The organism is Mycobacterium sp. 012931, assembly GCF_000419295.1.
Lineage (GTDB): Bacteria > Actinomycetota > Actinomycetes > Mycobacteriales > Mycobacteriaceae > Mycobacterium > Mycobacterium marinum.
In genome coordinates this window covers 5,058,563-5,085,053 of the sequence record NZ_AOPX01000001.1, presented here as the reverse complement: position 1 = coordinate 5,085,053, position 26,491 = coordinate 5,058,563, and the positions used below count along the sequence as shown (strand labels likewise).

Below are 26,491 nucleotides of genomic sequence, written 5' to 3'. Positions count from 1 at the left end.
ATCTGCCAAGAATTCATCGAGGACTGTGCCGGAGCCTCGGGTCATGTCGTACTCGTATTTCGCGGAGCTGCCCCGGCTCGAGGACATCGAGCCCAGCGCACACACCAACGTGTTGGTCGCACACTCGCGGGTGGATCAGTCGCGCATACGAGCCGCGGTCGACACGGTCTTCGACGCTCATCCCGCCCTCGGCACCATGTTGGAACCCCGGGTGGATACCTGGACGTCTCGGCCCGGCGGCGGCTGGGGTTGGGCGGTGGAACCCCCGGGCGCGGCGGTGGCAGAGGTGGTCGCACGGCATCGGTCCAGCTTCGACATGTGCACCGGCCGGCTGTTCGCTGCGTCGCTATTTCCCGGGGCACCCGAGCGGTTGGTGCTCACCGCCAGCCAACTCTGCATCGACGGCCCGGGGTGGCAGTCGGTGGTCGACGAGTTGGTGCGCGAGTGTGACGGGGACGTCCTAAGGTCTGAAACGTCGAACGCATGAGGTAGCCAGCGCCGTGCGTTGGTGCGTGCCGGAGCGGCTCCGATACCCCGGGGCCAGTTGCGTCACTTGCCCGTTGGCCGCGCCATCCCAAGCATTCTAGAATGAAATTCTAAAATGTACTGCGGGCGAGACCGCCGCGTCTACTCTATTGATTAATCAACAAAGTGACCGGATGGCTCCGGTGAGTAGCTAAGACGTCCTGGAGGTCCCGAATGGGGTATGTGGTTGCCGCGCCGGAAATTTTGTCGGTCGCCGCGTCTGATCTGGCAAACATCGGGTCGATGCTTCAGGCCGCCAACGCGGCCGCGACAACCCCGACCGTTTCGGTGCTGTCGGCGGCCGCCGACGAGGTATCGGAAGCCATTGCGGAGCTGTTTGGCACCTACGCCCGTGACTATCAGGCCATCAGCGCACAGGCGGCTGGGTTTCACGCCGAGTTTGTTCAGGCCGTGAACGCGGCTGCCGAGTGGTATTCGGCCACCGAGGTCGCCAACGCGTCGCCACTGCAGACTCTGCTGGGAGCGGTCAACGCGCAAACCGAGGCCATGATCGGGCGCCCATTGATCGGCAATGGCGCCGACGGGACAGCGGCCAGCCCGAACGGCCAGGCCGGCGGGCTGCTCTATGGCAACGGCGGAAACGGCTACAGCCAAACCGAGGGTGGGCTAGCCGGTGGTAGGGGTGGTGGCGCGGGACTGATCGGCAACGGCGGTGCCGGCGGTGCCGGTGGCGCGAGTGCGGCTGGCCCGGGCGGCGCGGGCGGTGCCGGCGGCTCCGGCGGGTGGCTCTACGGCTCCGGAGGGTCCGGCGGGTGGGGCGGGAACAGCGTCACCGGTATCGGCGGAAACGCCGGGGCCGGTGGAAACGCCGGACTGTTCGGCAACGGCGGATTGGGCGGAAACGGCGGGAACTGGCTCAGCGGGGCGGCCGGTGCGGGTGGTGTCGGCGGCAACGGTGGCTGGCTGATCGGCAATGGTGGCGCCGGCGGCGCCAATGGGGGTGACGGGGGCAGCGCCGCGGGACTGTACGGCAGTGGCGGCCAGGGTGGGGATTCCGACGTCGATGGAGTCGCTGGGGGTCGCGGTGGCAACGGTGGTTGGTTGATCGGTCAGGGCGGTGCCGGCGGTGTTGGTGGTGTGGACGGTGACGGTTGCGGCGGGGGCAACGGCGGGTTGATGCTTGGCCGCGGTGGTGCGGGCGGTGTTGGTGGTGTTGGCGGTGACGGCGGTTTTGGTGGTAGCGGCGGGCTGGTGTTCGGCCTCGGTGGTGCGGGCGGTGCTGGTGGTGTTGGCGGTGACGGCGGCGCTGGCGGTAGCGCCGCGCTGCTGTTCGGTTGGGGCGGGGACGGGGGTGTCGGCGGCACCGGGGTAGCGGGGGCGGCCGGTGCGGTGGTCGCTGACCCCGGTGCTACGGGCTCGAGTGGTCTCAGTGGGGGTGACGGCGGTGTCGGTGGCGCCGGTGGTGCGGGCGGTGACGGTGGTGCGGGCGGTGCCGGTGGTCGTGGGGGTGCGCGCGGACTGTTCGGGCTGCACGGCAGTGCCGGTGCCGGTGGTATCGGTGGTGACGGTGCCCTGGGCGGGGCTGCTGGTGATGGTGGCTCCGGCGGCAACGGCGCCGCGGGACCGACGGGCGGTGACGGTGGTGCCGGCGGTGCCGGTGGCGATCCCGGCGCGGGCGGCAAGGGGGGCATTGGCGGTGACAGCGGCAACGGCACCCATGCCGCTAGCGGTGCCACCGCCGGTGATGACGGCACCGGAACGCCGGTGCGACCGGTGGTGCCGGCGGGGCCGGCGGCGGCGGCGGTGGTGCCGGCGGGGACGGCGGCAGTGGCGGCACGCATGCCGGCAACGGCGGAGATGGTGGCATCGGCGGCAAGGGCGGGGCCGGCGGTCTTGGCGGGCACGGCGCCACCGGTGCTGCCGGTACGCAGGCCGGTGCCAATGGAGACGATGGTGGCGATGGTGGCGTCGGCGGTGCTGGTGGTTCCGGCGGTGCCGGTGGGGCTGGCGGCGGTGCGGTAGCGGCTGGCTATGTCTCCGGCGGTCATGGCGCGGGCGGCGTTGGCGGTGACGGAGCGCTGGGCGGGGCCGCCGGTGACGGTGGTGCCGGGGCCGCCGGTAGCGCGGCGGTCAACGATGGCGCCGGTGGCGCTGGTGGCGCCGGTGGTGATCCCGGCGCGGGCGGCAAGGGGGGGCATTGGCGGTGACAGCGGCAACGGCACCCATGCCGCTAGCGGTGCCACCGCCGGTGATGACGGCACCGGGAGTCGGCGGATCCGGCGGCGATGGCAGTGCTGGCGGCAGCGGTGGTGCCGGCGGGGACGGCGGCAAGGGCGGCGCCGGTGCCGGCAACGGCGGCGATGGCGGGGTCGGCGGCAACGGAGCGGCCGGCGGCAACGGCGGGGACGGCGCTGACGGCAAGTTGATGTCGGTCCACAACGGCGCGGGCGGTAACGGTGGAGACAGCGGCGCTGGTGGCTCCGGCGGCAAGGGCGGCAACGGCGGCACGGCGGCGGCGGGCACCCAGGGTCATGGCGGCAACGGTGGTAACGGTGGACTGGCCGGGACTGCTGGTGACGGCGGAGACGGTGCCACCGGGGTACCTATGACTCGAGGCTGATCGGCGGGGGAGACGGATCCGGAGGGGGGACATATGGTGTCGACCCCACGGGCGGCGCCGGCGGCTCCGGCGGTGACTCCGGGTATAACGGGGCCGGCGGCGCGGGCGGAACCGGTTCCGGCATCAGTTTCAGCGGCTCGACCACGCTCACTGCAGGCAGTGGCAACGGCGGCAACGGCGGGGCGGGCGCTGATTCCGGATGGTCGGCCAGTTCCCCCAACGGCGGTGACGGCGGGGTAGGTGGCGATGGCGGGCGGCTCGGCAACGGCGGCACCGGTGGGGCCGGTGGAGCCGGGAGGGTCGGTGCCGAGGGCAGCGGCGGGCTCGCCGCGGGCGATAGCGGCGGCGCTGGTCAGGCCGGCGGGACCGGCGGGACCGGTGGCGCCGGCGGCAAGGGCGGTTCCGAGTTCGGCAACGGCGGTAACGGCGGGGCGGGCGGGGCCGGCGGCGACGGCGGTGTTGGCGGCACTGGCGCCGACGGGACGGTCGGCAACACGCTGTCGAACGATATCGGCGGCGGAACTGGCGGTGACGGCGGGACCGGCGGGGCTGGCGGGTCTGGCGGAGCTGGCGGGAAAGGGGGCACCGCGGCAGCAGGTCATGCCGGCGAACAGGGCCACGGTGGGGTGGGAGGTGACGGCGGGACCGGTGGCATCGCCGGCAACGGGGGCGACGGCGCCAATGCCGTCAACCCGGGCCAAGCCGGTGGGGCCGGTGGTAACGGCGGCGATCCCGGCGCCGGTGGTGCTCTCGGCAAGGGAGGCGCGGGCTCCGTGAGAGGTGCGTCCGGCGTCTCAGGCGCCGCCGCCGATCACGGCGGCAACGGCGGCAACGGCGCAACCGCCACTACTGCCGGGGCCGCCGGTGGCGCGGGCGGCGCTGGTGGCAACGGCGGCCTGGTTGGCGACGGCGGCGACGGTGGAAACGGAGGTAACGGCGCCAGCGGCGTGGCCGGCGCTGCGGGCGCGGATGGCTCCGTCGGTCGCCCAACGAACGGCGAAGACGGCGGCACCGGCGGGATCGGCGGTGCCGGTGGCAACGGTGGTATGGGCGGAAGCCTCGCAGGTGATGGGGGCTCCGGCGGTACCGGCGGCACGGGCGGGGTCGGCGGCCGGGGCGCCGATGGTGGCGATAATTCGGCCGCCGGTGCCAGCGGTGTATTCGGAATGGCGGGCGGTGCCGGTGGCACCGGCGGTGCGGGCGGGGCCGCGGGTGCGGCACCGGTCGGCGACGCGGGCAGCTTGGGTGCCGGCGGGGTCGGTGGAACCGGCGGCCAGGGCGGCGACGGCGGCAACGGCGGCAACGGCGCCAACGGGCAAACGGGTGGATACATCCACGGCGCTAGTGGCGGTAACGCTGGCGCCTCCGGTGCAGGGGGTGCGGGCGGGAGTGGCGGCGCTGACAGTAACGGAGCCACAAGTGCCAACGGTGCTACCGGCGCGGCGGGTACCTGGGGCAACGGTGGGAACGGCGGAAACGGCGCCGACGGTGCCGGCGGCGAGGCCGGCGGACGTGGGGGGCGTGGCGGTGACAGCCTGTACGGGACAGCGGGCGACGGCGGCGCCGGCGGCCGGGGCGGCGACGCCTATGCCGGCCACAACGCCGGAAATGGCGGAAACGGCGGGGTCGGCGGGGCCAGCAACGTCCACTCGGGCGATGGCGGTAGGGGCGGTGCCGGCGGCACCGGCCTACCAGGGGTCCCGCCCCCATTTGGGAGTGGCGACTACCTGGCCGGTAGCGGCGGGAACGGTGGTAATGCTGGTGCTCTGGGGGTCATTCCGGGTGCGCAAGGCGAATACGGCGGCGCCGCCAATGGCATCGATGGCGGCGGCGGCGGTGCCGGTGGCTTCGGCATCTCCCTATCTTGAGACGGACCGGCTCAGCGGGAGAACAGCAGCGCCCGCTTGACTTCCTGGATCGCCTTGGTCACCTCGATGCCGCGCGGGCAGGCCTCGGTGCAGTTGAACGTGGTGCGGCAGCGCCACACGCCGTCGACCTCGTTGAGGATGTCGAGTCGCTCGGCGGCCGCCTCGTCACGGCTGTCGAAAATGAAGCGGTGCGCGTTGACGATCGCCGCCGGGCCGAAGTAGCTGCCCTCGTTCCAGAACACCGGGCAGCTGGTGGTGCAGCACGCGCACAGGATGCACTTGGTGGTGTCGTCGTAGCGGGCGCGGTCGGTGGGGCTCTGAATGCGCTCCCGGGTGGGCGGGTTGCCGCTGGTGATCAGATAGGGCTTCACCGCGCGATACGCGTCGAAGAACGGCTCCATGTCGACCACCAGGTCTTTTTCCACCGGCAGCCCACGGATCGGTTCGACGGTGAGGGTGAGCTGTTTGCCCGATTTCTTGGGCAGCAGGTCACGCATCAGCACCTTGCAGGCCAGCCGGTTCACGCCGTTGATCCGCATGGCGTCGGAGCCACACACTCCGTGTGCGCAGGAACGTCGGAAGGTCAGGGTGCCGTCCAGGTAGCCCTTGATGTAGATGAGCAGGTTCAGCAGCCGGTCACTGGGCAGGCACGGCACCCGGAAGCTCTGCCAGCCGCCGGTCGATGCGAAGGCCTCGGGGGCATCCGGGTTGAACCGCGCGATCTTCACCGTCACCATCACCGCACCGTCCGGAACCGGCGGCAACGGTGGGGCCAGCGAGTCGGTGACGTCGTCGGAGGAGGCCCTCTCAGTGTCCAAAGACATCAGTACTTCCGTTCCTTGGGTTCGTAGCGGGTCTGCACGACGGGTTTGAAGTCCAGCCGGATGTCGCTGAGCAGGTCGGTGCCTTCTTTGTAGGCCATGGTGTGGCGCATGTAGTTGACGTCATCGCGGTTGGGGTAGTCCTCGCGGGCGTGCCCGCCGCGGGACTCCTTGCGGTTCAATGCGCCGACCACGGTGACTTCGGCCAGCTCCAGCAAAAAGCCCAGTTCGATGGCTTCCAGTAGATCGCTGTTGAACCGCTTCCCCTTGTCGTGCACGGTGATGCGGGAATACCGCTCCTTGAGCGCGTGGATGTCGGTGAGTGCCTGTTTGAGGGTTTCCTCGGTGCGGAACACCGCGGCATTGTTGTCCATGGTCTGCTGCAGGGCACCGCGGATGTCGGCGACGCGCTCGTTGCCGTGCTCGGACAGGATGTCGGCTACCCAGCTGACCACCATCGAGGCCGGCTCCGCCGGCATGTCCACAAAGTCGTGCCCGCGCGCGTAGCGAGCCGCGGCGATACCGGCCCGGCGGCCGAACACATTGATGTCCAGCAGCGAGTTGGTGCCCAGCCGGTTGGCGCCGTGCACCGAGACGCAGGCGCACTCACCCGCGGCGAACAGGCCGGGAACGACGTGAGTGTTGTCCCGCAGTACCTGTCCGGTGACGGTGGTGGGGATGCCGCCCATCACGTAGTGGCAGGTCGGATAGACCGGCACCAGCTCGTGCACCGGGTCCACCCCCAGATAGGTGCGGGCGAACTCGGTGATGTCGGGCAGCTTGGCCTCCAGCACGTCCTCGCCCAGGTGGCGGACGTCGATGTAGACGTAGTCCTTGTGCGGACCGGCGCCGCGGCCCTCCAACACTTCCAGCACCATCGAGCGGGCGACGATGTCGCGGGGCGCCAGGTCGACGATGGTGGGGGCGTAGCGCTCCATGAAGCGCTCGCCTTCGCCGTTGAGCAGCCGGCCGCCCTCGCCTCGTACCGCCTCGGAGATCAGGATGCCCAGGCCGGCCAGGCCGGTCGGGTGGAACTGATGGAACTCCATGTCCTCCAACGGGAGTCCCTTGCGGAAGACGATGCCGATGCCATCACCGGTCAGCGTGTGCGCGTTCGAGGTGGTCTTGTACATCCGGCCCGAACCGCCGGTCGCCAGGACGATGGCCTTGGCGTGGAAGATATGAATGTCGCCGGTCGCCAGCTCGTAGGCGATGACTCCGGTGGCGACCGGACCGCTCGGGGTCTCGGTGAGCGCGAGATCGAGCGCATAGAACTCGCTGAAGAACTCCACGTCGTGCTTGACGCAGTTTTGGTACAGCGTCTGCAGGATCATGTGCCCGGTGCGGTCGGCGGCGTAGCAGGCCCGGCGCACCGGAGCCTTACCGTGGTCGCGCGTGTGCCCGCCGAAGCGGCGCTGGTCGATGCGGCCCTCGGGGGTGCGGTTGAACGGCATCCCCATCTTTTCCAGGTCGAGCACCGCGTCGATGGCCTCTTTGCACATGATCTCGACGGCGTCCTGGTCGGCGAGGTAGTCGCCGCCCTTGACGGTGTCGAACGTGTGCCATTCCCAGTTGTCGTCTTCGACGTTGGCCAGCGCGGCGCACATGCCGCCCTGGGCCGCGCCGGTGTGACTGCGGGTCGGATACAGCTTGGTCAGCACCGCGGTGCGGACCCGCGGACCCGCTTCTACCGCCGCACGCATGCCGGCACCGCCCGCGCCGACGATCACCACGTCGTATCGGTGTTGCTGGATCAAGGCTTGCCTTTCCGGACTTTCTGGACTTTCAGGAGATGTTCGCGTCGAACGTCAACAGCACGTAGCTGCCTAGGGCCAGCGTGAACACGATCGACACCACCAGCAGCGAATTCAGCCAGAATCGAGTGGAATCCTTGCGGCTGTAGTCGTCGATGATGACTCGCAGCCCGTTGCCGCCGTGCAACTGTGCCAGCCACAACAGCAGCAGATCCCAGGTCTGCCAGAAGGGGGACGACCAGCGCTGCGCCACGTAGTTGAAGTCGATTCGGTAGACCCCGTTTTCCCACATCAGCCCGATGAACAAGTGCCCCAGCGCCAGGAACACCAGCACTACGCCGGAGAATCGCATGAACAGCCAGGCGTATTTCTCGAAGTTGGGCATGCCGGCGCGGCGACGCGGCGAACGTGGATTGTCCAGGCTGGCGGGCCGGTCGTGGCTGCGCTGCAACACCGGAGCGTGCTCGCCCCGGCCGAGCTGGTGGTCTGGGGCGCTCATAGGAAGTGCTCCGCCATGTGAATGCCCAGCACCACCGCCGACGGCACCAGGATCAGCAGCCAGGCCACGCCGACGACCGCCAACATCAGCCGCTGATAGCGCGGCCCCTCTGACCAGAAGTCGATCAAGATGATCCGGATCCCGTTCAGTGCGTGGTAGGAGACCGCGATCACCAGCCCGAATTCCATCAGGCCGACGATCGGTGTCTTGTAAGTGTCGATTACCGAGTTGTAAGCCTGTGGGCTCACCCGCACCAGGGCGGTGTCCAGAACGTGGACAAACAAGAAAAAGAAAATGGCGGCGCCGGTGATGCGGTGCAGCACCCACGACCACATTGCGGGATCGCCCCGATACAGGGTGCGTGGCGGTCGCCTTTTACGGGAAGATCCCGGCGCCTTTTTCGCGGCGGCCGGATCCACGCTTGTCACCGTTGTGCTCACCTTTTACTGACCCCTTCCAAGCCCTTCAAGCACCCCTAAAAGCCCCTCAAAACCACGGTCGAACAGCTCTTGTCGGGCAATTGAGCTTATCTTGACCGCGATGCGCGCGATACCGCACTCTGCGATCCAGATCATGTGTCGGCTACCGGGAGTTAGGGTGACTTACCTGAAACAGGCCATCGTCGAGCGGGGTTGGGAATGCCCGATATTGATTGGAAACAATTGCGCGACAAAGCAACTCAGGTTGCGGCCGGGGCTTATGCACCCTATTCGCGGTTCCCGGTCGGTGCCGCCGCGCTGGTCGACGACGGCAGGGTCGTTACCGGGTGCAATGTGGAAAATGTCTCATACGGGCTTGCCCTGTGCGCGGAATGCGGTGTGGTGTGCGCCCTGCATGCCACGGGTGGGGGTCGGCTGGTCGCGCTGGCATGTGTCGACGGCCGCGGAGCACCGCTGATGCCGTGCGGCCGGTGTCGCCAGCTGTTGTTCGAGCACGGTGGCCCGGAGCTGCTCGTCGACCATCTCGCCGGGCCTCGCCGGCTCGGCGATCTGCTGCCCGAACCTTTCCACGCCGACCTCACCGGGGAACCAACTTGACCGACTTCGAGTTCGATGCACCGACGGTGATCCGCATCAAGCGTGACGGCGGTCGGCTGTCCGATGCCGCTATCGACTGGGTGATCGACGCCTACACCGAGGGCCGGGTCGCGCCCGAACAGATGTCGGCGCTGCTGATGGCGATTGTCTTGCAGGGCATGGACCGAGGTGAGACCGCCCGGTGGACATCGGCGATGCTGGCGTCGGGCCCGCGGTTGGACTTCTCCGATCTGCGCGCGGGCGGTGCGCCGTTGGTGACCGTGGACAAGCACTCCACCGGCGGGGTGGGGGACAAGATCACGCTGCCGCTGGTGCCTGTCGTCGTCGCCTGTGGGGGCACTGTCCCGCAGGCGTCGGGTCGTGGGCTCGGCCACACCGGCGGCACCCTGGACAAACTGGAATCCATCAGTGGATTCACCGCGACGCTGTCCAACCAGCAGGTGCGTGAACAGCTTTGCGATGTCGGCGCCGCGATCTTCGCCGCTGGTGAGCTGGCGCCCGTCGATGCCAAGCTGTACGCGCTGCGCGACATCACCGGCACCGTGGAATCGCTGCCGTTGATTGCCAGCTCGATCATGAGCAAGAAGCTGGCCGAGGGGGCGGGCGCGCTGGTGCTGGACGTGAAGGTCGGCTCGGGAGCGTTTCTGAAATCCGAAACCCAATCACGTGAATTGGCACACACCATGGTCGAGCTGGGCGCGGCACACGGCGTGCCCACCCGAGCGCTGCTGACCGACATGAACTGTCCGTTGGGCTCGACCGTCGGCAATGCGCTCGAGGTGGCCGAGGCGCTGGAGGTGCTCGACGGCGGTGGGCCGCCCGACGTGGTGGAACTGACGGTGCGGTTGGCAGCCGAGATGCTCGACCTGGTTGGGATCGATGGCCGCGACCCGGCCGAGACGCTGCGCGACGGCTCCGCGATGGACCGGTTTCGCCGGCTGATCGCGGCCCAGGGGGGAGAGTTGGCCAAACCGTTGCCGATTGGTGCGCATTCGGAAACCGTCCGGGCCGGCCGCGGCGGCACAATGGGCGACATCGATGCGATGGCGGTGGGGTTGGCGGCATGGCGGCTCGGCGCGGGCAGGTCCCGCCCCGGCGCACGGGTCCAGCACGGCGCTGGCATTCGGATCCATCGGCGACCGGGGGAGCCGGTGGCGGCCGGTGAGCCCTTGTTCACGCTCTATACCGACACCCCCGAGCGGTTCGGCGCCGCGGTAGCCGAGCTGGCCGCCGGCTTCAACGTCGCTGACAGCGCGCCGACCACTCGGCCTCTCATCATTGATCGGATCAGCCGATGACAGACATGCCGACGCTAGACGCAATCCGGCAGGCGCCCAAGGCCCTGCTGCATGACCACCTCGACGGCGGGTTACGTCCGGAAACCGTGCTCGACATAGCCGGCCAGGTCGGGTACGACGGCTTGCCCTCCACCGATGCCGGGGAGCTGGCGAGTTGGTTTCGCACGCAGTCGCACAGCGGCTCGCTGGAGCGCTACCTGGAGCCGTTCTCGCACACCGTCGCGGTGATGCAGACGCCCGAAGCGCTGTATCGGGTCGCCTACGAGTGTGTGGAAGATCTGGCCGCCGACGCGGTGGTCTATGCCGAGATTCGTTTTGCGCCAGAACTACACATCAATCAGGGATTGACCTTCGACGAGATCGTCGACGCGGTGTTGGCGGGCTTTGCCGCCGGCGAACGGGCCTGTGCCGGTGCCGGGTGTCCCATCAAGGTGCGCCTGCTGGTCACCGCGATGCGACACGCGGCCATGTCGCGCGAGATTGCCGAGCTGGCGATCCGGTTCCGCGACAAAGGGGTAGTGGGCTTCGACATCGCCGGCGCGGAAGCCGGCTACCCGCCGTCGAGGCACTTGGACGCATTCGAGTACATGCGGGACAACAACGCGCGCTTCACGATTCATGCTGGTGAGGCGTTCGGTCTGCCGTCCATCCACGAGGCGATCGCGTTTTGCGGAGCGGACCGGTTGGGTCATGGGGTGCGGATCGTCGACGACATCGAGGTGGGTCCCGACGGCGATGTGAAGTTGGGCCGGCTGGCGGCAATCCTGCGGGACAAGCGGATTCCGTTGGAGCTGTGCCCCAGCTCCAACGTCCAGACCGGAGCGGTGGCCAGCATCGCCGAGCACCCCTTTGACCTGTTGGCCCGCAGCCGATTCCGGGTCACCGTCAACACCGATAACCGGTTGATGAGCGACACATCGATGAGCCAGGAGATGTACCGCCTGGTGGAGACGTTCGGCTACGGGTGGAGCGATATCCAACGCTTCACGATCAATGCCATGAAGTCGGCGTTCATTGCTTTTGACGAGCGCCTGGAGATCATCGACGAGGTGATCAAGCCGCGGTTCGCGGTGCTGATCGGCTAGCCGGGCGGCTACCCGCCGGAATTGCCGAACACCAGTCCGCCGGACCCGCCGGCACCGCCGACTCCGTCCTGTCCGTCGTTTCCGGCCGGGATGTCGGGCGGACTGTCGGGCCCGCCGGCCCCGCCGGTCCCCGCCGCTCCGCCGGAGCCGCCGGAGCCGATGACCTGTGCGGCTCCGCCGTTTCCGCCGTTTCCGCCGTTGCCGCCGGTGCTACCCGGGTAAAAGCTGGCCGTTCCGGCTCCGCCCGCGCCGCCGCTACCGCCGGAGCCGTAGAGCCATCCGACCGTGCCGCCGGTGCCGCCGGCTCCGCCAGTGCCTCCGAGCAGACCGTCGACCCCATCCGGGGTACCCGCTACTCCACCTTGTCCGCCGGCCCCGCCGTTGCCGATCAACCATCCGGCGGCGCCGCCGGTGCCGCCGCTGCCGCCGCCGCCGGCGAACACTACGGTGCCGGGCCCCCCTACTCCGCCGTTTCCGCCGCTTCCGCCGTCGCCGAATAGCCTTGCGGCCCCGCCGCCACCGCCACTACCACCGGTCCCGCTTGCGGAATCCCCCAACCCGCCGACACCACCGGTCCCGCCGGCACCTCCGCTGCTGGCCAACCAACCGCCGTAGCCGCCCTGGCCACCGTGACCGGCGTCGCCACCGGCGGGGGCGTTGCCATTGCCGCCGGTTCCGCCGGTCCCACCAGCCCCGCCGGCTCCGAACAATCCGGCGGCACCGCCATTGCCTCCCGCCCCGCCACCGCCGGCGATGTAGTTTGACGCCACGCTGGCGCCGCCTTGCCCGCCGGCCCCGGCGTCGCCGGACAGCCAGCCGCCGCCTCCGCCGTTGCCACCGGTGCCGCCATTTCCGGCATGGATTCCAGTCCCGCCACCAGCTTCTCCGCCGGTGCCGCCTTGGCCGCCGATGCCCCCGCGGCCCCACCAGCCGGCGGCTCCGCCGGCTCCGCCGTTGCCGCCGTTACCGCCGTTGACACCGGGCAAGCCGGCGACGGCGTCTCCGCCGGTTCCGCCGGTTCCGCCGTTGCCCAGCCGCCGTCGCCGCCGGCTTGCCCGGTGCCCGGTGCCCCGTCGGCGCCGTCGTCGATTAGTGGGCGGCCAAAGATGTCGGGGATCCCGTTGCCCGAGTACAGTCGTCCGCCCACGCCGCTGGCGCCGGCGCTTCCGGTCACCCCCGCGGCCCCGGTTCCGCCGACCCCGCCCTCCCCGCCGCCACCGCCGGCACCGATCAGCTGTGCCGCCCCGCCGTTGCCGCCGTTGCCGCCGTTGCCGCTGTAGCCCGAGACTTGGTTGGTATTGCCGGCGCCGCCGGCGCCACCATTGCCGATCAGCCCGCCGATGCTGCCGGTGCCGCCATTACCGCCGCTGCCGCCGGCGCCGCCGTTGCCGTAGAGCCACCCGCCAGCGCCACCGGTCCCGCCGGCCCCGCCGTCGCCGGTAAACGTCTGGCTTGCCCTGCCGGCCCCGCCGGCGCCACCGGCGGCGCCGTCGCCGAACAATCCGGCGGCACCACCGCTGCCACCCGCGCCGCCGTTGCCGGGAAAGACGGGGCTGGTACTGTCCAGGACCCCGCCGGCCCCGCCGGCCCCGGCGTTACCACTGAGCCACCCGGCGCGCCCGCCATCGCCACCGGCGCCGCCGTCGCTCGCGCCGACTAATCCCGCCGGTCCGCCGTCGCCGCCTTGTCCGCCGCCCCGCCGGCCCCGCCGGCCACTCCGGGGTTGGTGCCCGCGGCGCCGTTACCGCCGTTGCCGTAGAGCAGTCCACCGGCTCCGCCGGCCTGCCCTGGCGCGGTTCCGTCGGCGCCGTCGCCGATCAGCGGGCGCCCCAACAGTGCTTGGGTGGGGGGCGTTGACGACATTGAGCAGGTCTTGCAATGGCGTGGCGGCGGCGGCCTCGGCGCTGGAGTACAGGCCGCCACCCGCGGTCAGGGCCGCCACGAATTGATCGTGAAACGCTGTCATCCGGGCGCCGAGGCTCTGATAGTCCAGGGCGTGGCCGGAAAACAGCGAGGCGATGGCTTCGGAGACCTCATCGGTCCCGGCGGCCAGCAGCTCCGCGGTGGGTGCCGCGACCGCGGTATTGGCCGTGTTGATCGCCGAGCCGATATTCGCCAAATCCGACGCCGCGGCCGTCACCATCTCCGGAGCCACCAACACAAACGCCATCGCTGCCCTCCAAGTCGGATTCCCCATCAACAAGATCGACAGCGCATGGTGGCATCCGGGCGTTTCGATTGTGATTCATATGATTTGCTGAAGCCCCGTCCAATTCATGGACGCCCCGTCGTGCTTGCCCGCCATTGGCTGTCAGCCGGGTGCGGGGCATCTGTGATGATGGGCGGGTGGCAGCAGCGACCGAAAACCCCAAATCGGGGTCTAGACCCGTCGACTCGCCGGCTCTCGCACACATCGATGCGGTATTGGCGCAGGTTGACCAGGAGTTGGCGGCTCGCTACCCGGGCGACGGCCCCGGCGTGCAACCGGTGCACACCGTGTACGTCAGCGCCGCCGAAGCTACCTCCCAGACGCCTTCCCAGTGGGGTGCCGCCGCCGCCGCGTTGCTGCAGCGCCATGTCGACCTATTGAGCGAACTTGGCGACGATGCGGCACTTGGGTTGGTCCAGCGACGTCTGGCCGCCGGCCCCATCGAGGACCTACGGCTGGACTTCGAGGACGGGTACGGGATACGCGGTGACGACGTGGAGGACGACGACGCCGTGCGCGCCGGACAGACGTTGCGGTCGCTGGGACTGCCTGTCTGCGGCGTCCGGATCAAGGGCTTGACCAGCTCCGAGTGGCGTCGGGCGCTACGCACACTGGAGCTGGTGCTCGACGGTGCGGGTGGTGTTCCGGACGGTTTCGTCTTCACCGTGCCCAAGCTTCGCGCCGGGGACCAGGTCGGCGCGGCGGTGCAATTGTGTGAGGCCCTGGAAACAGCGCACGGCTTGCCGACGGGCGCTCTGAAGTTCGAATTGCAGATCGAGAGCCCGCAGGCAGTCATCGGCCCGGACGGCGCCGCTACCCTCGCACGAGCGATCCACATGTCGCAGCGCCGCTGCACCGGCCTGCACTACGGCACCTACGACTACAGTGCCGCGTGCGGGATCGCACCTCAGCACCAGGCGCTCGATCACCCGGTGGCCGACCACGCCAAGGCGGTGATGCTTGCCGCGGCCGCGCAGACCGGTGTCCGGGTCTCCGACGGATCCACCAACGTGGTGCCTGAGGGAACCGAAGAGCAAGTGGTGCAGGCGTTTCGGAGTCACTACCGGTTGGTCACCCGGTCGCTGGAACGCGGTTATTACCAGGGATGGGACATGCATCCCGGCCACCTGGTCACCCGATGGCTTGCCACCTTCACCTTTTTCCGGGCGGAGCTGGGCGTTGCCGCCCCGCGGCTGCAGGCTTATCTCGAGCGCGCCGGTGGTGGTGTCATCGACGAGCCGGCCACCGCGGAGGCACTGGCGGCGGTCGTGCTGCGTGGCCTTGATTGTGGAGCCTTCAGTGCCGACCAGGTGCGCGACGCCGCACCTGGCGCCACTGAGTCAGTGCTGCGAGCCCTAAAAATGCGAATACCGCAGGAGTACAACCCTTCATGACAGATACCCCGGACTTCACCTGGCTGCCCGATCTGGCGCTGCGACCGCTTGGCGGCGCGGTGATTTGGGCCAACGATGAGTCGTTCGCCGAAAAAGAGAACCTGATCAATCCGGGCCCCGCAAGCTATCGCCCGGCTTCCTTTGGGCACAAGGGCCAGGTCTATGACGGATGGGAGACCCGCCGTCGCCGTGAGCCTGGTCACGACCAGGCGATCGTGCGACTCGGTGTCCCGGGTGTGATCCGCGGTGTGGTGGTCGACACCGCGTGGTTCAAGGGCAACTACCCGCCCGAAGTCTCGATCGAGGCGTTAGCGGTCGACGGTTATCCGCCGGCCGAGCAGCTGGCCAGCGACGGTGGCTGGGAAACGATCGTGGCCCGTGCCAAGGTGGTCGGTGACGCCGACAATCCCTTTGTGGTCAGCTCCGAAAAGCGTTGGACCCATGTGCGGCTCAGCATCTATCCGGACGGCGGCGTGGCGCGGTTGCGGGTACACGGAGAGGGACGTCCCGACCGTCGGTTCCTAGGTGCCGGCCCGCTGGATCTGGCCGCGCTGGAAAATGGCGGGCTGGTGCTGGACTGCTCGAACCGCTTCTACAGCTCGCCGCAGCACGTCATCTTCCCGGGCCTGGCGCGAGTCATGGGTGACGGTTGGGAGACTGCCCGGCGTCGTGACGATGGCAACGACTGGGTGCTGATCAAGCTGGCCGGCCCCGGCGTGGTGCGGCTGGTCGAAATCGACACGTCGTATTTCGTCGGGAATAGTCCGGGCGCGGCGGCGGTGGTTGGTCGGCAGCCCACTGGCGAATGGATCGAGCTGCTACCGCGCACCAACCTCTTGCCCGACACCCGGCACCGGTTTCTGGTCAGCACCAAAGATGTTGTGGATCAGGCTCGTTTGGAGATCTATCCGGATGGCGGGCTATCGCGGCTGCGGCTGTTCGGGGACCTGGCGTGACCGGGTATCCGCGGGATATGACCGGGTATGGTCGCACGCCGCCCGATCCCCAGTGGCCCGGCGGTGCGCTGATCGCGGTGCAATTCGTGCTGAACTACGAAGAGGGGGCCGAAAGCAGCGTCCTCGACGGCGACTCGGGGTCAGAGACCTTCTTGTCCGAGATCGTGCCCGCACAGTCATTTCCGAACCGGCACATGAGCATGGAGTCGCTCTACGAATACGGATCTCGGGCGGGCGTGTGGCGGGTGCTGCGGGTCTGCGAGCAATCCGGCGTGCCGCTGACCATTTTCGCCGTCGCCCAGGCGATGCAGCGAAACCCAGAGGTGGCAAAGGTTTTTCGTGAGCTCGGTCATGAAATTGCTTGCCATGGGCTGCGTTGGAAGTCCTACCAAGAGATCGACCGGGATACCGAGCGGGCCCACCTGTCCGAGGCGGTGCGAATCCACCATGAGCTCACCGGGTCCGCGCCGCGCGGTTGGTACGGCGGTCGCGACTCACCGCACACCCGCGAGCTGGTGGTCGAACACGGTGGTTTCCTCTATGACTCCGATTCGTATGCCGACGACCTGCCGTACTGGGTGCGGGTCGGCGCCAGCGATCACCTGGTCGTGCCGTACACCCTGGATACCAACGACATGCGATTCGCCTCACCGGCGGGGTTCTCCAACGGCGATGAGTTCTTCGCCCATCTGCGCGACGCGTTCGATGTGCTGTATGCCGAGGGGCGTGCGGGCAGCCCGAAGATGCTATCCGTCGGTTTGCATTGCAGGCTGGTCGGCCGCCCGGCCAGAACGGCTGCCCTGCAGCGCTTCCTCGACCATGTGCGGTCCCACGATCGGGTGTGGCTGGCCCGGCGCGTCGAGATCGCCGAGCACTGGCGCGAGGTTCATCCGGCGCCAACCGGGTGATAGGGCGGCGCTATGGCGAGCCGGCCGCGGGTAGCCAACAGGTAGTAGACGACTAGCGCGACACCGCAGCCGATGAACCAGCTGTACTCCGCGGCGGTGTACATGCCGTAGACATCGCTGGCCAACACCGGGACCATGGCAATCGCCGCTGACACGGCCGTGGCGATGACCGCGGCGGGGTTGTATCCCTTGCGGTACCAGTAGGTTCCGTCGTGCGAGAGGCTGAACAGGTCGTCGACGACGACGTGTTGCTTGCGCACCAGGTAGTAGTCCGCGATCAGCACGCCGAACAGTGGGCCGATGAAGGCGCCAAGGGTCTCGAGCGTGTAGTGGATGACATCAGGGTGGTTGTACAGATTCCACGGCGTGATCAGCGCCGACCCCACCGCCGCGATCATCCCGCCGGTTCGCCAGCTGATCCGCTGCGGGTTGACGTTGGAGAAGTCGAACGCAGGGGAGATGAAGTTGGCGACGATATTGATGCCGATGGTCGCGATGGTGAATGTCGAAGCGCTCAGAATGATCGCGAAGGTGGAGTCGATGCGTGCCACCGTCTGCACCGGGTCGGTGATCAGTTCGCCGAACACCGGAACGGTGAGCGAGGCCGTGACCACCACCAGAAGCGAGAACAGCAGGAAGTTGAGCGGCAGCCCCAGGAAATTTCCCTTGCGTACCGCGCCGAACGAGCGTCCGTAGCGGGAGAAGTCGCCGAAATTGAGCATCGGGCCGGAGAAGTAGGACACCACCAGCGCGATGGCCCCCAACATCACCGGTATCGCATCCCATCCGGAGTACCTCACGTCGCCGAGATTCAAAACGATGGCAGCCCAACCGGCCTTGCTGATGAGATATCCGGACAGCGCGAACATCACGACGTATACCGCAGGACCGCAGAAGTCGATGAACTTGCGAATGGCCTCCATGCCGCGCCAGAACACGCATGCCTGCAGAACCCACAGAATCAAGTAGCTGGCCCAGCCCAGTGCCGGCAACCCCAGGAATCCGTAGTCCTCGACGACGGCGTAGCGGGCCAGGCCGGGAAACAGCTTGATCATGACCACATCGAGTGCGGCCGAAGCAAGGTATGTCTGGATTCCGTACCAAGCCACCGCGATCAGCCCGCGGATGATTGCCGGGATGTTCGCGCCGAGAACGCCGAATGCGGTCCGGCAGATGACGGGATACGGCACGCCGGTTGCCTGACTGGGCCGCGCCACCAGGTTGTACAGGAAGTAGACGATGGTGATCGCGATGACCAGTGAGACCAACACCTGCCAGCTGGCCAGTCCCAGCGCGAACAGGCTCCCCGCCGTCACGTAGCCCCCGACGCTGTGCACGTCTGACATCCAGAAAGCGAAGATGTTGTAGGTGCCCCACGTCTGCTCGCGCAGCGGCGCCAGGTCGTCGTTGGTCAGCCGAGGGTGATAATCGGGCTTGATGTTGGCGGGTCCGGCTCCATGGCTCGGCGAATGCACTGGACTGTGCGGTGCGGTGGTGTCGATCATGGCTCTTCCGTCGGGCGTCGATGAACCCATGACACTATTTCCAAGGTATTGCCGTCACATTTCGCGCGGGCTATGTGCCTATTGCGCGTGAGGCGGATGGGTCCAGCGTTAGAAGGGTGGCGGTTCCTCGTCATCGGATGCCGATGCGTCGCGCGGCCCGAAATAGCACTCTTCCCAACGCCGTCGCCGGGCTTCGCGGCGAGTCATGTTGTGGTTGCGTTCGGCCGCAATGCGTGCGGCCGAGCTTTGGGCGCGAGTTCGGGCGCGTTTGGGCATCATCGCGTCGCGGCTTCCGCAGTGATCCTGCGGCTTCCGAGCGGGGGCGGCAGCTCTGGGCTGGGCGCGAATAGTCCCGGGAGAAGCCATGCGCTGCCCGGCGTGGTGACGTAGGTCTGCCCATCGGGCAACGACCAGATGACAGTTGCATCCGGTAGCTGCTCGTCGTGCCAGCCCCAAAATGTCTTGAGCAGATGATGTTTGCGGCAGAGGCATTTCAGGTTCGACGGATGCGTCGCTCCGCCGTCGCTGTACGGGATTGTGTGATCGACATCGCACTGGGTTGCGGGTCGATCGCAGCCGGGAGCCCGGCAGGTCAGGTCGCGGGCGCGAACAAAGTCCATCAGTGCCGGGGACGGTACATATCCGGTTTCGGCCAGTATCGGCGTCGACATTGGTTGGAGCTTGGCTGATTTGGCCAGTTCGCGCACGATCTCGGCGGGGATGATCCCGTCGCTCGGAAGAACTCCCGGCGCCTCGCCCGCCCCGTCCACCGTCTCGCGACCGGCAACAACGTGAATCACCACTCGGCTGGGTTGTTGCGGAGCGCCCGCGGCCGGGCAGTCCGTCCTGCCGCAGTCGCATATCAGCCGGTCCTGACCGGCGGCCAACGTGCCCAGTGCGTCCGCACGCCGCTGTACGACGGTACGCGGATCATCGGCACAGACTGTCTTGGCGAGTTCATCGAGGCGACGCGCTAGCGCCTCGGCCGTCGCCGAGAAGACCTGGCCGTTGACCAAGGCCATCCCGGGCTCGAGCGGGGCGCAGTCCACATACCGGTCGGCGGCATCGCGTCGCGAGCGGCGTACCGCGTCGCGATCGAATTTTGCAACCACGCGATCGACCTCTGTCGCGAGCTTCCAACTGGTCATCGATGGCCAGCGGGGCGCCTTGATGGCCAGTCGAGCGTCCACGGCCGCCAGGGCGTCAGAGTCGGTGATCAGATCGGTGCGAAACACAATCGTGCGGAACAGCCGAAAGTCGATGCCGCCGGCCCGGAACTCCGCACCCAACTGCGGTAGCCGCTCACGCATCGCCCGCGCATAACGCAGGTTGCTGTGCCCCATCGCCACGCTGGTGTTTAGCGCTGCGGCGACCTCAGCCGCTACCGCGTCGCAGGTGTCGGCCACCCAATCCTCGCGGTTGCCGTGCTGGGACAGCCGCAACCGGAACAGATCGCCGATGGCCGCCAGGCGTTCCGCGGCAGCCCGGGCCTCGGCCCGCGCGGCAGCGGTGATCCGAGTCAGGGGCACGGAATCGTCAATATCGAACACATGTTCGATCATATGCTGGTCCACCGACACCGTGGGGCGCAGCGCCTGAGCACGCACATCGCGGCCTACCATCGCTCGTGTGCTGCGCAACCGGGTCACCGCCCCCGCCGGGGCGGCGCGCGCCTGATGCAGACCTTGCCGGAAGACATTCGCGCCGACGAGGCCAACGTGGTCACCTTGCCCGATGGGCGCGAACTTGCCTGCCTCGAATGGGGCGACCCCACCGGATACCCGACGTTCTACTTTCACGGCACACCCAGCTCGCGGCTGGAAGGAGCCTTCGCCGACGGCGCCGCGCGGCGTGCCCGGTTTCGGCTCATCGCCGTCGACCGGCCCGGCTACGGGCGATCGACGTTCCAAGAGGGCCGCACATTGCGGGACTGGCCGGCAGACGTCTGCGCTTTGGCCGACGCGTTGGGGTTGGACAAGTTCGGCGTGGTGGGTCATTCGGGGGCGGGACCGCACCTGTTCGCCTGCGGTGCCCGGATTGCCCTCTCGCGTCTGGCGTTCATCGGCGCACTCGGCCCCTGGGGGCCGCTGGCGACGCCGGAAATCATGGGTAGCCTCAATTTGGCGGACCGGTCCTACGCCCGTCTGGCCCAACATGGGCCGCGGTTGTTTCACGCCCTGTTCGCCCCGCTCGGTTGGTGTGCAAAGTACGCACCCGGACTGTTCACCAAGCTGATAACCGCTTCGGTACCCGCGGTCGACAAGCACCGGATGCGTGACAAACGCTTCGTCCAACACTTCCAGGCGGTGCAGCTCGAGGCGTTTCGGCAAGGCAGCCGGGGTGCCGCATACGAAGCGTTTCTCGAGTATCGGCCGTGGGAGTTCGACCCCAGTGAGGTGGACGTGCCCACCCATATCTGGCTGGGCACCCACGACAGCTTCGTGCCGCGCGAGATGGGGGAGTACCTCGAGCGTGTGATCCCCAACGTCGAGTTGCATTGGGCCGCCGGCAAGGGCCATTTCAACGTCGAGGACTGGGATGCGATTTTCGCTGCCTGCGCCGCCGACATCTGAGCTCGCGACGCTGTTCGCGCCTTAGCCGCGACGCTGTTCGCGCCTTAGCCGCGACGCTTTGGTTATATGTCGTCGCCGGCTGGCGGCGCTATTCGCGCCTTAGCCGCGACTCCACGAACCGCTCCAACTGTTCCCACTCGCGCACCGCTTTCGCATACGGAGCCGCCGGCTTGCTGCCCGAATCGGGGTCCAACACGTAGGCCACCAACTTGCCCAGCGGCTTGGCCGGGTTGAGCGCCTTGTCGACGGTGCCTTCCTCGGAGTAGTCGCCGATGTCGCGGAGCAATTCGACGGCCAGGTCGAGCTGGTCATGATCCACCGCCTCGGGTCCGTCGGCGAAATCGTCGGCCAGCCCGGTCAACACATAGATGTTTTCGTCGGTCACATCCACCGCCAGTGAGCCGTCCGTGGCGGCGGTGCGGATGTCGTCGTAGGTGGCCAAATCCGACAGATCGTGATCATGCTCGTCGGCAAGATAGCGCGCGAGCGCCCGCTCGGAGCTGAAGACGCTGATCCGGCCGTTGCGGCCCAGGAAGATCGGGCGATCGTCCAGGTAGCAACGAAGCGTGTAGAGGTTGCCCGCGCCGGTCATGATCCGGATCGGGTCAATCCCCACCTTCAGCCAGAAATCCTCGTCGCCGCCCAGCACGACGGTGTCGCCGGCGGCGCGGTCTTCTTCGACGGAGTCTTCCTCGTCTTCCTCGTCTTCCTCGTCTTCGTCCTCGGCGGCCTCGTCCTCGTCGTCCTCATCCGCGGAGTCAGCGCTGGCCTCGTCGTCCTCGCCGGCTGCGCCCTCGTCCTCTTCGGGCTCCTCGGGCTCCTCTTCCAATTCCTCGGCGGCCTTGGCGGATAGCTTCTCGTCAACCTCAGGGGTACTGACGACTTCTTCGATCGCCTTGAGCACGTCGTCCCAGCTGCGAGCGATGATCTCGGCGATCGCGTTCCAGCGTTTCTGGCCGGCTTTACCGGAGAAGTAATCGATGCCGCCCGACACGGTGCCCAGCGTGGGATTGCCGTTGAAGAACTTCGAAACCGCCGTCAGCTCGCAGACCGATCCGATCGACGACACGATCGCCAGGGTTGCGGCCATCGCGTTCACCGATTCCTCGGTCGGCTTTTCGGCCACCAGCTCCTCGACGATGACCAGATCGAACTTCTTGTCGTCGGCCGGATCGAAGTTGTGGGCGTGGGCCTCCGTCAGGTCCTGCCACCCCGGGTGATCAACCAGGTCGTTGTCGGTGTCGGTGCGTACGAATGCGACCAGGTCCGCGACGCTGTCGAAGACGTAGAGGTCCTCGTCCTTGCCCAGGAACGCCTCCCACTCGTCCCCGGAGTCACGCCAGCGCGGTGCCCACAGCGTGTAGTGGTCACCATCGGACAGGCTCAGGCGAATGGGCACGAGGTCAGCAGCCATGCGGCACAGAATAGCGACGGCCCGCCGGCGGGCCCGGCCCGGTAGTGGTTAGCCGCCCCAGATATCAGCGATGACCGGGGCGTTCGCCGCGAAACCCGTCTTGGGCAAGCCGTACATCTGCTCCAGCGTGGAAAGCACGTTGTAGTGGCTGATGGTCTGGTTGTAAGTGCCCGGCCGTACGTGTGCGCCGTAGAACACCGTGGGAATCTGGTTGCGGCTGCCGCCGTCGTCCTCATCCCACGTCACGATCAGCAGGCTGTTGTTGGATCGGGCCCAGTTGGCGTACGGCGACAGTTGACGGTTCAACCACTCGTCAGCTGCCGCGATGGTGCCGTCGTGCATGTTGTTATCCCCGTTGGGGATGACGAAGGACACCGTGGGCAGCCTGGCGTAGTCCGCCGGCGTCGGAAACGCGGAGAAGGGCATCGACAGCGTGGCCGGAACATTGCTGAAGTTCACCCAAGGCGCATGCTTGCGCCCGTACTTTCCGGCGCTGCAGACCGTCGAACCGACTTCGGGCAGGCTCTCGGCGAAACCTACGAACGTGTGGCCCGCGGCGAGCAACTCCGAAGCCAGGTTGGGCGTGCTGCCCGCATTGACCGGACACGTGTTCTTCTTCAAGCCGAAGGTGGTACCGGCGAACAAGGCCAGGTAGTTGGGTTCGCTGGGGTGCGTTTCGGCGAACGACTGCGACATCATCGCACCATTGGCGGCCAGCGCATTGATGAACGGGGCCGCCTTGTTGCCAATGATGTTGGCCTGCGAATGGTTCTCCTCCACCACGACCACCACATGTGAGAACGCCGGCAACGCAGTGGCGGTCAGGTCGATACGCGGGGGAGCGTCGCTACCGTGGGCCGGTAGGGATACCGCCACCGCGCCGAGCACCGCCAGAGCTCGAAATGTACTGGTAAAATGCTGTTTCAGGCCACACACGCCCGGAGTATATGGGCGGCTCGGCCTCGGCGCCGCGAGAAGGGGGAGCGTGTCAGCGGCTTGAATCCGATTGTTATATAGGGTCACCCATGTGGAAGTCCACGTCATTGATCACCCGCTGGCGGCGGCCCGCCTGACCGCGCTGCGTGACGAACGCACCGGAAACGCTGCTTTCCGCCAGGCCTTGCGTGAGCTGACACTGGTACTGGTCTATGAGGCGACCCGCGCAGCGCCCACCGAATCCGTCGCTATCCGTACACCGCTTGCGGCCACGACAGGCCTAAGACTGGCCAACCCCCCGCTTCTGGTTCCGGTGCTGCGCGCCGGACTGGGCATGGTCGACGAAGCGCATGCGGCGCTGCCGGAGGCGCGGGTCGGCTTTGTCGGTATCGCCCGCAATGAGCAGACCCACCAGCCCGTCCCATATCTTGAATCGCTGCCCGACGACTTGTCCGGGCTACCCGTAATGGTGTTGGACCCGATGCTGGCCACCGGCGGATCGATGACCTTTACCGTCGACTTGTTGTTGTCCCGCGGTGCGACGGACATCACGGTGCTGTGCGTGGTGGCGGCGCCGCAAGGCGTCTCGGCGCTCGAGAAGGCGGCACCGAACGCGTGGCTGTTCACGGTAGCCATCGATGACGGGCTCAACGAGGAGGCGTATATCGTGCCCGGGCTCGGCGATGCGGGCGACCGCCAATTCGGTCCGCGCTGAACTACCAACCGCTGACCGTGGAAGCCAGCTCACGACGCAGCTCCTGGGCCCGTTGACGGGTGGCCGCCAAGTCGCCGGCTACTTCGCACCGAACTTCGATGTAGCACTTCAGTTTCGGTTCGGTGCCCGACGGCCGCACGACCACTCGCACCGAGGTGCGGTCGTCCCCGCCGGCGAAGATCAGCGCGTCGGTGATGTCGGTCACGGTTGCGGTGAAACCGGCGAGCCGATCCGGCGGGGATTCACGCAGCCGACGCATCAGTGCCGCGGCCTGGTCGGCATCGGCAACCCGGCGCGCTACCGCGCCAACCTCGTGGACTCCGTACCGGTGGGCGAGGTCGTCGAGGACATCGGGAACCGATCGGCCCTGCCGCTCGAGGCTGGCCACCAGATCGCACGTCAAGACGGCGGCGCTGATGCCGTCTTTGTCCCGCACGGCGGTGGGGTCCACACAGTGCCCGATCGCCTCCTCGTAGGCGTACACCAGGGTGCCGGGCCGGTCGGCATCGGCGCGGGCCAGCCATTTGAAGCCGGTGAGGGTCTGCACGTGGACCACGCCGTAGTCCGCGGCGATAGCGGCCAGCATCCGCGACGAGACCAGCGTGCTGGCCACGATCCAGTCGCCAGGCGGTTGCTTCGAGAGGATGTAATCGCCCAGCAGCCAACCGGTTTCATCGCCCGATAGCATTCGCCAGCCGGAGGACGTCGGTATCGCGACCGCGCATCGGTCGGCGTCGGGGTCCAGTGCGATTGCCACGTCCGCCCGCACGCCGGCGGCCAGCTCCAACAGCGCATCGGTCGCGCCCGGCTCCTCCGGGTTCGGGAATGCGACGGTGGGAAAGTCCGGATCGGGCTCGAACTGTGTCGCGACGGTATGCACGTCGGTGAAGCCGGCCCGACGCAGCGTCGCCACGGCAACCGTGCCGCCCGCCCCGTGCATCGGGGTCAGGGCGACTCGCACCGAACCGGCGCAACGGCGGATCCCGGCCGCACGCGCGATGTAGTGCTCAACCAGATCGGTGCGAGCGGGTGTGACGGGTTTGCGGGCGATCTGGTCGGCCGGCGGAGCGGCGGCCATCGCGGCCTCGATCTTGCGGTCGGTGGGGGAGATGATCTGGATTCCGCCATCGAGGTAGACCTTGTAGCCATTATCGGTGGCCGGGTTGTGTGACGCCGTGATCTGGATGCCGGCCACCGCGCCGCTGTGACGTACGGCGAACGCGACTATCGGTGTGGGTAGCGGCTCGGGCAGCAGCACCACCTGGAATCCTTCGGCGGCAAGTACTTCGGCTGTCGCAGTGGCGAAAGACGCCGAGCCGTGACGAGCATCACGTCCGACGATCACTGTCGCGGGCCCCGCCGGGGTCTGCTCGGCGAGCACCCGTGCCACCGCCCAGGTGGCGCGCAACACCACCGCGAGGTTCATCGCGTCCGGCCCGCCGCGCACCGGTCCGCGCAGCCCGGCAGTGCCGAAGGCCAGCGGCCGGGCGAACCGTGCGGCAAGTTCTTGGGCGTCACAGGCCGCCAGCTCGGCGGCGGTCACCGGGTCAGGATCGTGCGCGATCCACTCCTCAGGCGTCACTGTTGCGCAACCCGGCGATGACGGTGGCTAGCAGTGAGCCGATCCGCGCCGCCGACGCGGCGCCCGCCGCAAGCACCTCGGCGTGGCTCAGCGGCTCACCGGTGATCCCGGCGGCCAGGTTGGTCACCAGCGAAACACCGAGCACCTCGGCCCCCGCCGCGCGGGCGGCAATGGTCTCGTGCACCGTCGACATGCCGACCAGGTCGGCGCCCAACACCCGCAGCATGCGGATCTCGGCGGGTGTCTCGTAATGCGGCCCCGGCAGGCCGGCGTACACGCCTTCGGCCAACTCGGGGTCGGCTTGCCGGGCGACCGCGCGCAGCCGCGCCGAGTAGGCGTCGGTCAGATCCACGAACTGCGCCCCGACCAGTGGCGATCGCGCGGTCAGGTTCAGGTGGTCGCTGATCAACACCGGCTGGCCGACCTGCATGTCCGGTCGCAACCCGCCGGCCGCGTTGGTCAGCACCACGGTCCGCGCGCCCGCCGCGCACGCCGTTCGCACCGGGTGCACCACATGGCGCAGGTCATGCCCCTCGTAGGCGTGAATGCGGCCCGCCAGTACCAGCACCCGGTGATCGCCGACGGGCACCGACAGCAGCTCGCCCGCGTGCCCGGCCGCGCTCGGCGGGGTAAACCCGGGAACTTCGGTCTGCGCCAGCACGGCGGTCGGGGATCCCAGCGCGGCGATGGCCGCCGACCATCCGGATCCGAGAACTACCGCGACGTCATGCTCAGCGATCCCGGTGCGCTCGCCGATGACCTGGGCCGCGCGGCGTGCGAGTTCGTCGGGATCGGGCTGGGGGCCAGTCACACTGGGGAGCCTAGCGAGTG

Annotated in this window: 24 protein-coding genes and 1 pseudogene; 14 read left to right on the top strand and 11 right to left on the bottom strand. The window is 68.1% G+C overall.

Annotated elements, in window-relative coordinates; genetic code table 11:
• Positions 1-43: 43 nt before the first annotated feature.
• The 5 genes from MMSP_RS22285 (at position 44) to MMSP_RS27255 (ending at position 4,974) form a co-directional block, all read left to right on the top strand.
• The gene (locus tag MMSP_RS22285; RefSeq protein ID WP_020788443.1) at positions 44-487 is read left to right on the top strand and encodes a hypothetical protein; all 444 of its coding nucleotides are present in this window, start codon (positions 44-46) and stop codon (positions 485-487) included.
• A gap of 212 nt (positions 488-699) precedes the next feature.
• Positions 700-2,508, top strand: coding sequence for a PE family protein (locus MMSP_RS22280; protein ID WP_084472630.1), 1,809 nt, complete (start codon positions 700-702; stop codon positions 2,506-2,508).
• Positions 2,509-2,689: 181 nt separating this feature from the next.
• The gene (locus tag MMSP_RS27265; protein ID WP_161628250.1) at positions 2,690-3,106 is read left to right on the top strand and encodes a hypothetical protein; all 417 of its coding nucleotides are present in this window, start codon (positions 2,690-2,692) and stop codon (positions 3,104-3,106) included.
• Positions 3,107-3,352: 246 nt separating this feature from the next.
• Positions 3,353-3,883 carry a hypothetical protein gene (locus MMSP_RS27260; protein ID WP_235065921.1) on the top strand — a complete coding sequence of 177 codons (531 nt, stop codon included), beginning with the start codon at positions 3,353-3,355 and terminating at the stop codon, positions 3,881-3,883.
• Positions 3,880-4,974 (top strand): hypothetical protein, encoded by a 1,095-nt coding sequence (locus MMSP_RS27255; protein ID WP_084472626.1) that lies wholly within the window; start codon positions 3,880-3,882, stop codon positions 4,972-4,974. Before MMSP_RS27260 ends, MMSP_RS27255 begins: the two co-directional genes overlap by 4 nt.
• Positions 4,975-4,985: 11 nt before the next feature.
• On the opposite strand, the gene MMSP_RS22265 is transcribed toward MMSP_RS27255, so the two are convergent.
• The 4 genes from MMSP_RS22265 to sdhC are packed head-to-tail and all read right to left on the bottom strand — an operon-like array spanning position 4,986 to position 8,467.
• Entirely contained in the window at positions 4,986-5,798 is an 813-nt protein-coding gene (locus MMSP_RS22265; RefSeq protein WP_020788440.1) for a succinate dehydrogenase iron-sulfur subunit, read from the bottom strand.
• Positions 5,798-7,552 carry a succinate dehydrogenase flavoprotein subunit gene (gene sdhA, locus MMSP_RS22260; protein ID WP_020788439.1) on the bottom strand — a complete coding sequence of 585 codons (1,755 nt, stop codon included), beginning with the start codon at positions 7,550-7,552 and terminating at the stop codon, positions 5,798-5,800. The genes MMSP_RS22265 and sdhA overlap by 1 nt, the downstream gene beginning before the upstream one ends.
• 28 nt (positions 7,553-7,580) lie before the next feature.
• Positions 7,581-8,048, bottom strand: a complete 468-nt coding sequence (locus MMSP_RS22255) for a succinate dehydrogenase hydrophobic membrane anchor subunit (protein ID WP_012393082.1) — start codon at positions 8,046-8,048, stop codon at positions 7,581-7,583.
• Positions 8,045-8,467 (bottom strand): succinate dehydrogenase, cytochrome b556 subunit, encoded by a 423-nt coding sequence (gene sdhC, locus MMSP_RS22250; protein ID WP_084472624.1) that lies wholly within the window; start codon positions 8,465-8,467, stop codon positions 8,045-8,047. The genes MMSP_RS22255 and sdhC overlap by 4 nt, the downstream gene beginning before the upstream one ends.
• 219 nt (positions 8,468-8,686) lie before the next feature.
• Here sdhC and MMSP_RS22245 point away from each other — a divergent pair, with 219 nt between their 5' ends.
• From MMSP_RS22245 to MMSP_RS22235, 3 genes are read left to right on the top strand one after another with little or no spacing between them, the layout of a single operon-like run.
• Complete coding sequence (locus MMSP_RS22245) at positions 8,687-9,085, top strand: cytidine deaminase (RefSeq protein WP_012393084.1); 399 nt, start codon at positions 8,687-8,689, stop codon at positions 9,083-9,085.
• Positions 9,082-10,383, top strand: coding sequence for a thymidine phosphorylase (locus MMSP_RS22240; RefSeq protein ID WP_020788438.1), 1,302 nt, complete (start codon positions 9,082-9,084; stop codon positions 10,381-10,383). Before MMSP_RS22245 ends, MMSP_RS22240 begins: the two co-directional genes overlap by 4 nt.
• On the top strand, positions 10,380-11,468 hold the full coding sequence (locus MMSP_RS22235) for an adenosine deaminase (protein WP_012393086.1): 1,089 nt from the start codon (positions 10,380-10,382) through the stop codon (positions 11,466-11,468). The genes MMSP_RS22240 and MMSP_RS22235 overlap by 4 nt, the downstream gene beginning before the upstream one ends.
• Positions 11,469-11,476: 8 nt before the next feature.
• Here MMSP_RS22235 and MMSP_RS26405 read toward each other — a convergent pair.
• Positions 11,477-13,587 (bottom strand): annotated as a pseudogene (locus MMSP_RS26405) (PE family protein).
• Between MMSP_RS26405 and MMSP_RS29000 the strand changes: the two are divergent.
• From MMSP_RS29000 to puuE, 4 genes are read left to right on the top strand one after another with little or no spacing between them, the layout of a single operon-like run.
• Positions 13,487-13,729 (top strand): hypothetical protein, encoded by a 243-nt coding sequence (locus MMSP_RS29000; RefSeq protein WP_015354792.1) that lies wholly within the window; start codon positions 13,487-13,489, stop codon positions 13,727-13,729. The pseudogene MMSP_RS26405 and the gene MMSP_RS29000 overlap by 101 nt on opposite strands.
• A gap of 58 nt (positions 13,730-13,787) precedes the next feature.
• Entirely contained in the window at positions 13,788-15,071 is a 1,284-nt protein-coding gene (locus tag MMSP_RS22215) for an aldolase/citrate lyase family protein (RefSeq protein WP_020788435.1), read from the top strand.
• Positions 15,068-16,027: an allantoicase gene (alc, locus tag MMSP_RS22210; protein ID WP_011740617.1), complete on the top strand. Its 960-nt coding sequence runs from the start codon at positions 15,068-15,070 to the stop codon at positions 16,025-16,027. The genes MMSP_RS22215 and alc overlap by 4 nt, the downstream gene beginning before the upstream one ends.
• 17 nt (positions 16,028-16,044) lie before the next feature.
• A complete protein-coding gene (gene puuE / locus MMSP_RS22205; RefSeq protein WP_085979794.1) occupies positions 16,045-16,935 on the top strand; it encodes an allantoinase PuuE in 891 nt (296 codons plus the stop codon).
• Here the strand turns inward: puuE and MMSP_RS22200 are convergent.
• Both MMSP_RS22200 and MMSP_RS22195 read right to left on the bottom strand, forming a co-directional pair.
• On the bottom strand, positions 16,914-18,440 hold the full coding sequence (locus MMSP_RS22200) for an NCS1 family nucleobase:cation symporter-1 (protein WP_036426869.1): 1,527 nt from the start codon (positions 18,438-18,440) through the stop codon (positions 16,914-16,916). The two genes, puuE and MMSP_RS22200, sit on opposite strands and share 22 nt — an antisense overlap.
• Before the next feature lie 275 nt (positions 18,441-18,715).
• Entirely contained in the window at positions 18,716-19,990 is a 1,275-nt protein-coding gene (locus MMSP_RS22195) for an HNH endonuclease signature motif containing protein (protein ID WP_369797335.1), read from the bottom strand.
• 126 nt (positions 19,991-20,116) lie between these two features.
• On the opposite strand from MMSP_RS22195, the gene MMSP_RS22190 reads away from it, so the two are divergent.
• Positions 20,117-21,013 (top strand): alpha/beta fold hydrolase, encoded by an 897-nt coding sequence (locus tag MMSP_RS22190; RefSeq protein ID WP_020788431.1) that lies wholly within the window; start codon positions 20,117-20,119, stop codon positions 21,011-21,013.
• A gap of 88 nt (positions 21,014-21,101) precedes the next feature.
• Here the strand turns inward: MMSP_RS22190 and MMSP_RS22185 are convergent, their stop codons facing one another.
• Positions 21,102-22,427, bottom strand: a complete 1,326-nt coding sequence (locus MMSP_RS22185; RefSeq protein ID WP_036426868.1) for a hypothetical protein — start codon at positions 22,425-22,427, stop codon at positions 21,102-21,104.
• A 48-nt stretch (positions 22,428-22,475) separates the two neighbouring features.
• Positions 22,476-23,363 (bottom strand): alkaline phosphatase family protein, encoded by an 888-nt coding sequence (locus tag MMSP_RS22180; RefSeq protein WP_085981831.1) that lies wholly within the window; start codon positions 23,361-23,363, stop codon positions 22,476-22,478.
• Between the two features lie 91 nt (positions 23,364-23,454).
• Between MMSP_RS22180 and upp the strand changes: the two genes are divergently transcribed.
• On the top strand, positions 23,455-24,078 hold the full coding sequence (gene upp / locus MMSP_RS22175; protein WP_020788428.1) for a uracil phosphoribosyltransferase: 624 nt from the start codon (positions 23,455-23,457) through the stop codon (positions 24,076-24,078).
• 1 nt (position 24,079) lies between these two features.
• Here the strand turns inward: upp and MMSP_RS22170 are convergent, their stop codons facing one another.
• Together MMSP_RS22170 and MMSP_RS22165 are read right to left on the bottom strand one after the other, a co-directional pair.
• Positions 24,080-25,660 carry a phospho-sugar mutase gene (locus MMSP_RS22170; protein WP_020788427.1) on the bottom strand — a complete coding sequence of 527 codons (1,581 nt, stop codon included), beginning with the start codon at positions 25,658-25,660 and terminating at the stop codon, positions 24,080-24,082.
• On the bottom strand, positions 25,650-26,471 hold the full coding sequence (locus tag MMSP_RS22165; RefSeq protein WP_015354802.1) for a purine-nucleoside phosphorylase: 822 nt from the start codon (positions 26,469-26,471) through the stop codon (positions 25,650-25,652). The genes MMSP_RS22170 and MMSP_RS22165 overlap by 11 nt, the downstream gene beginning before the upstream one ends.
• Positions 26,472-26,491 lie beyond the last annotated feature (20 nt).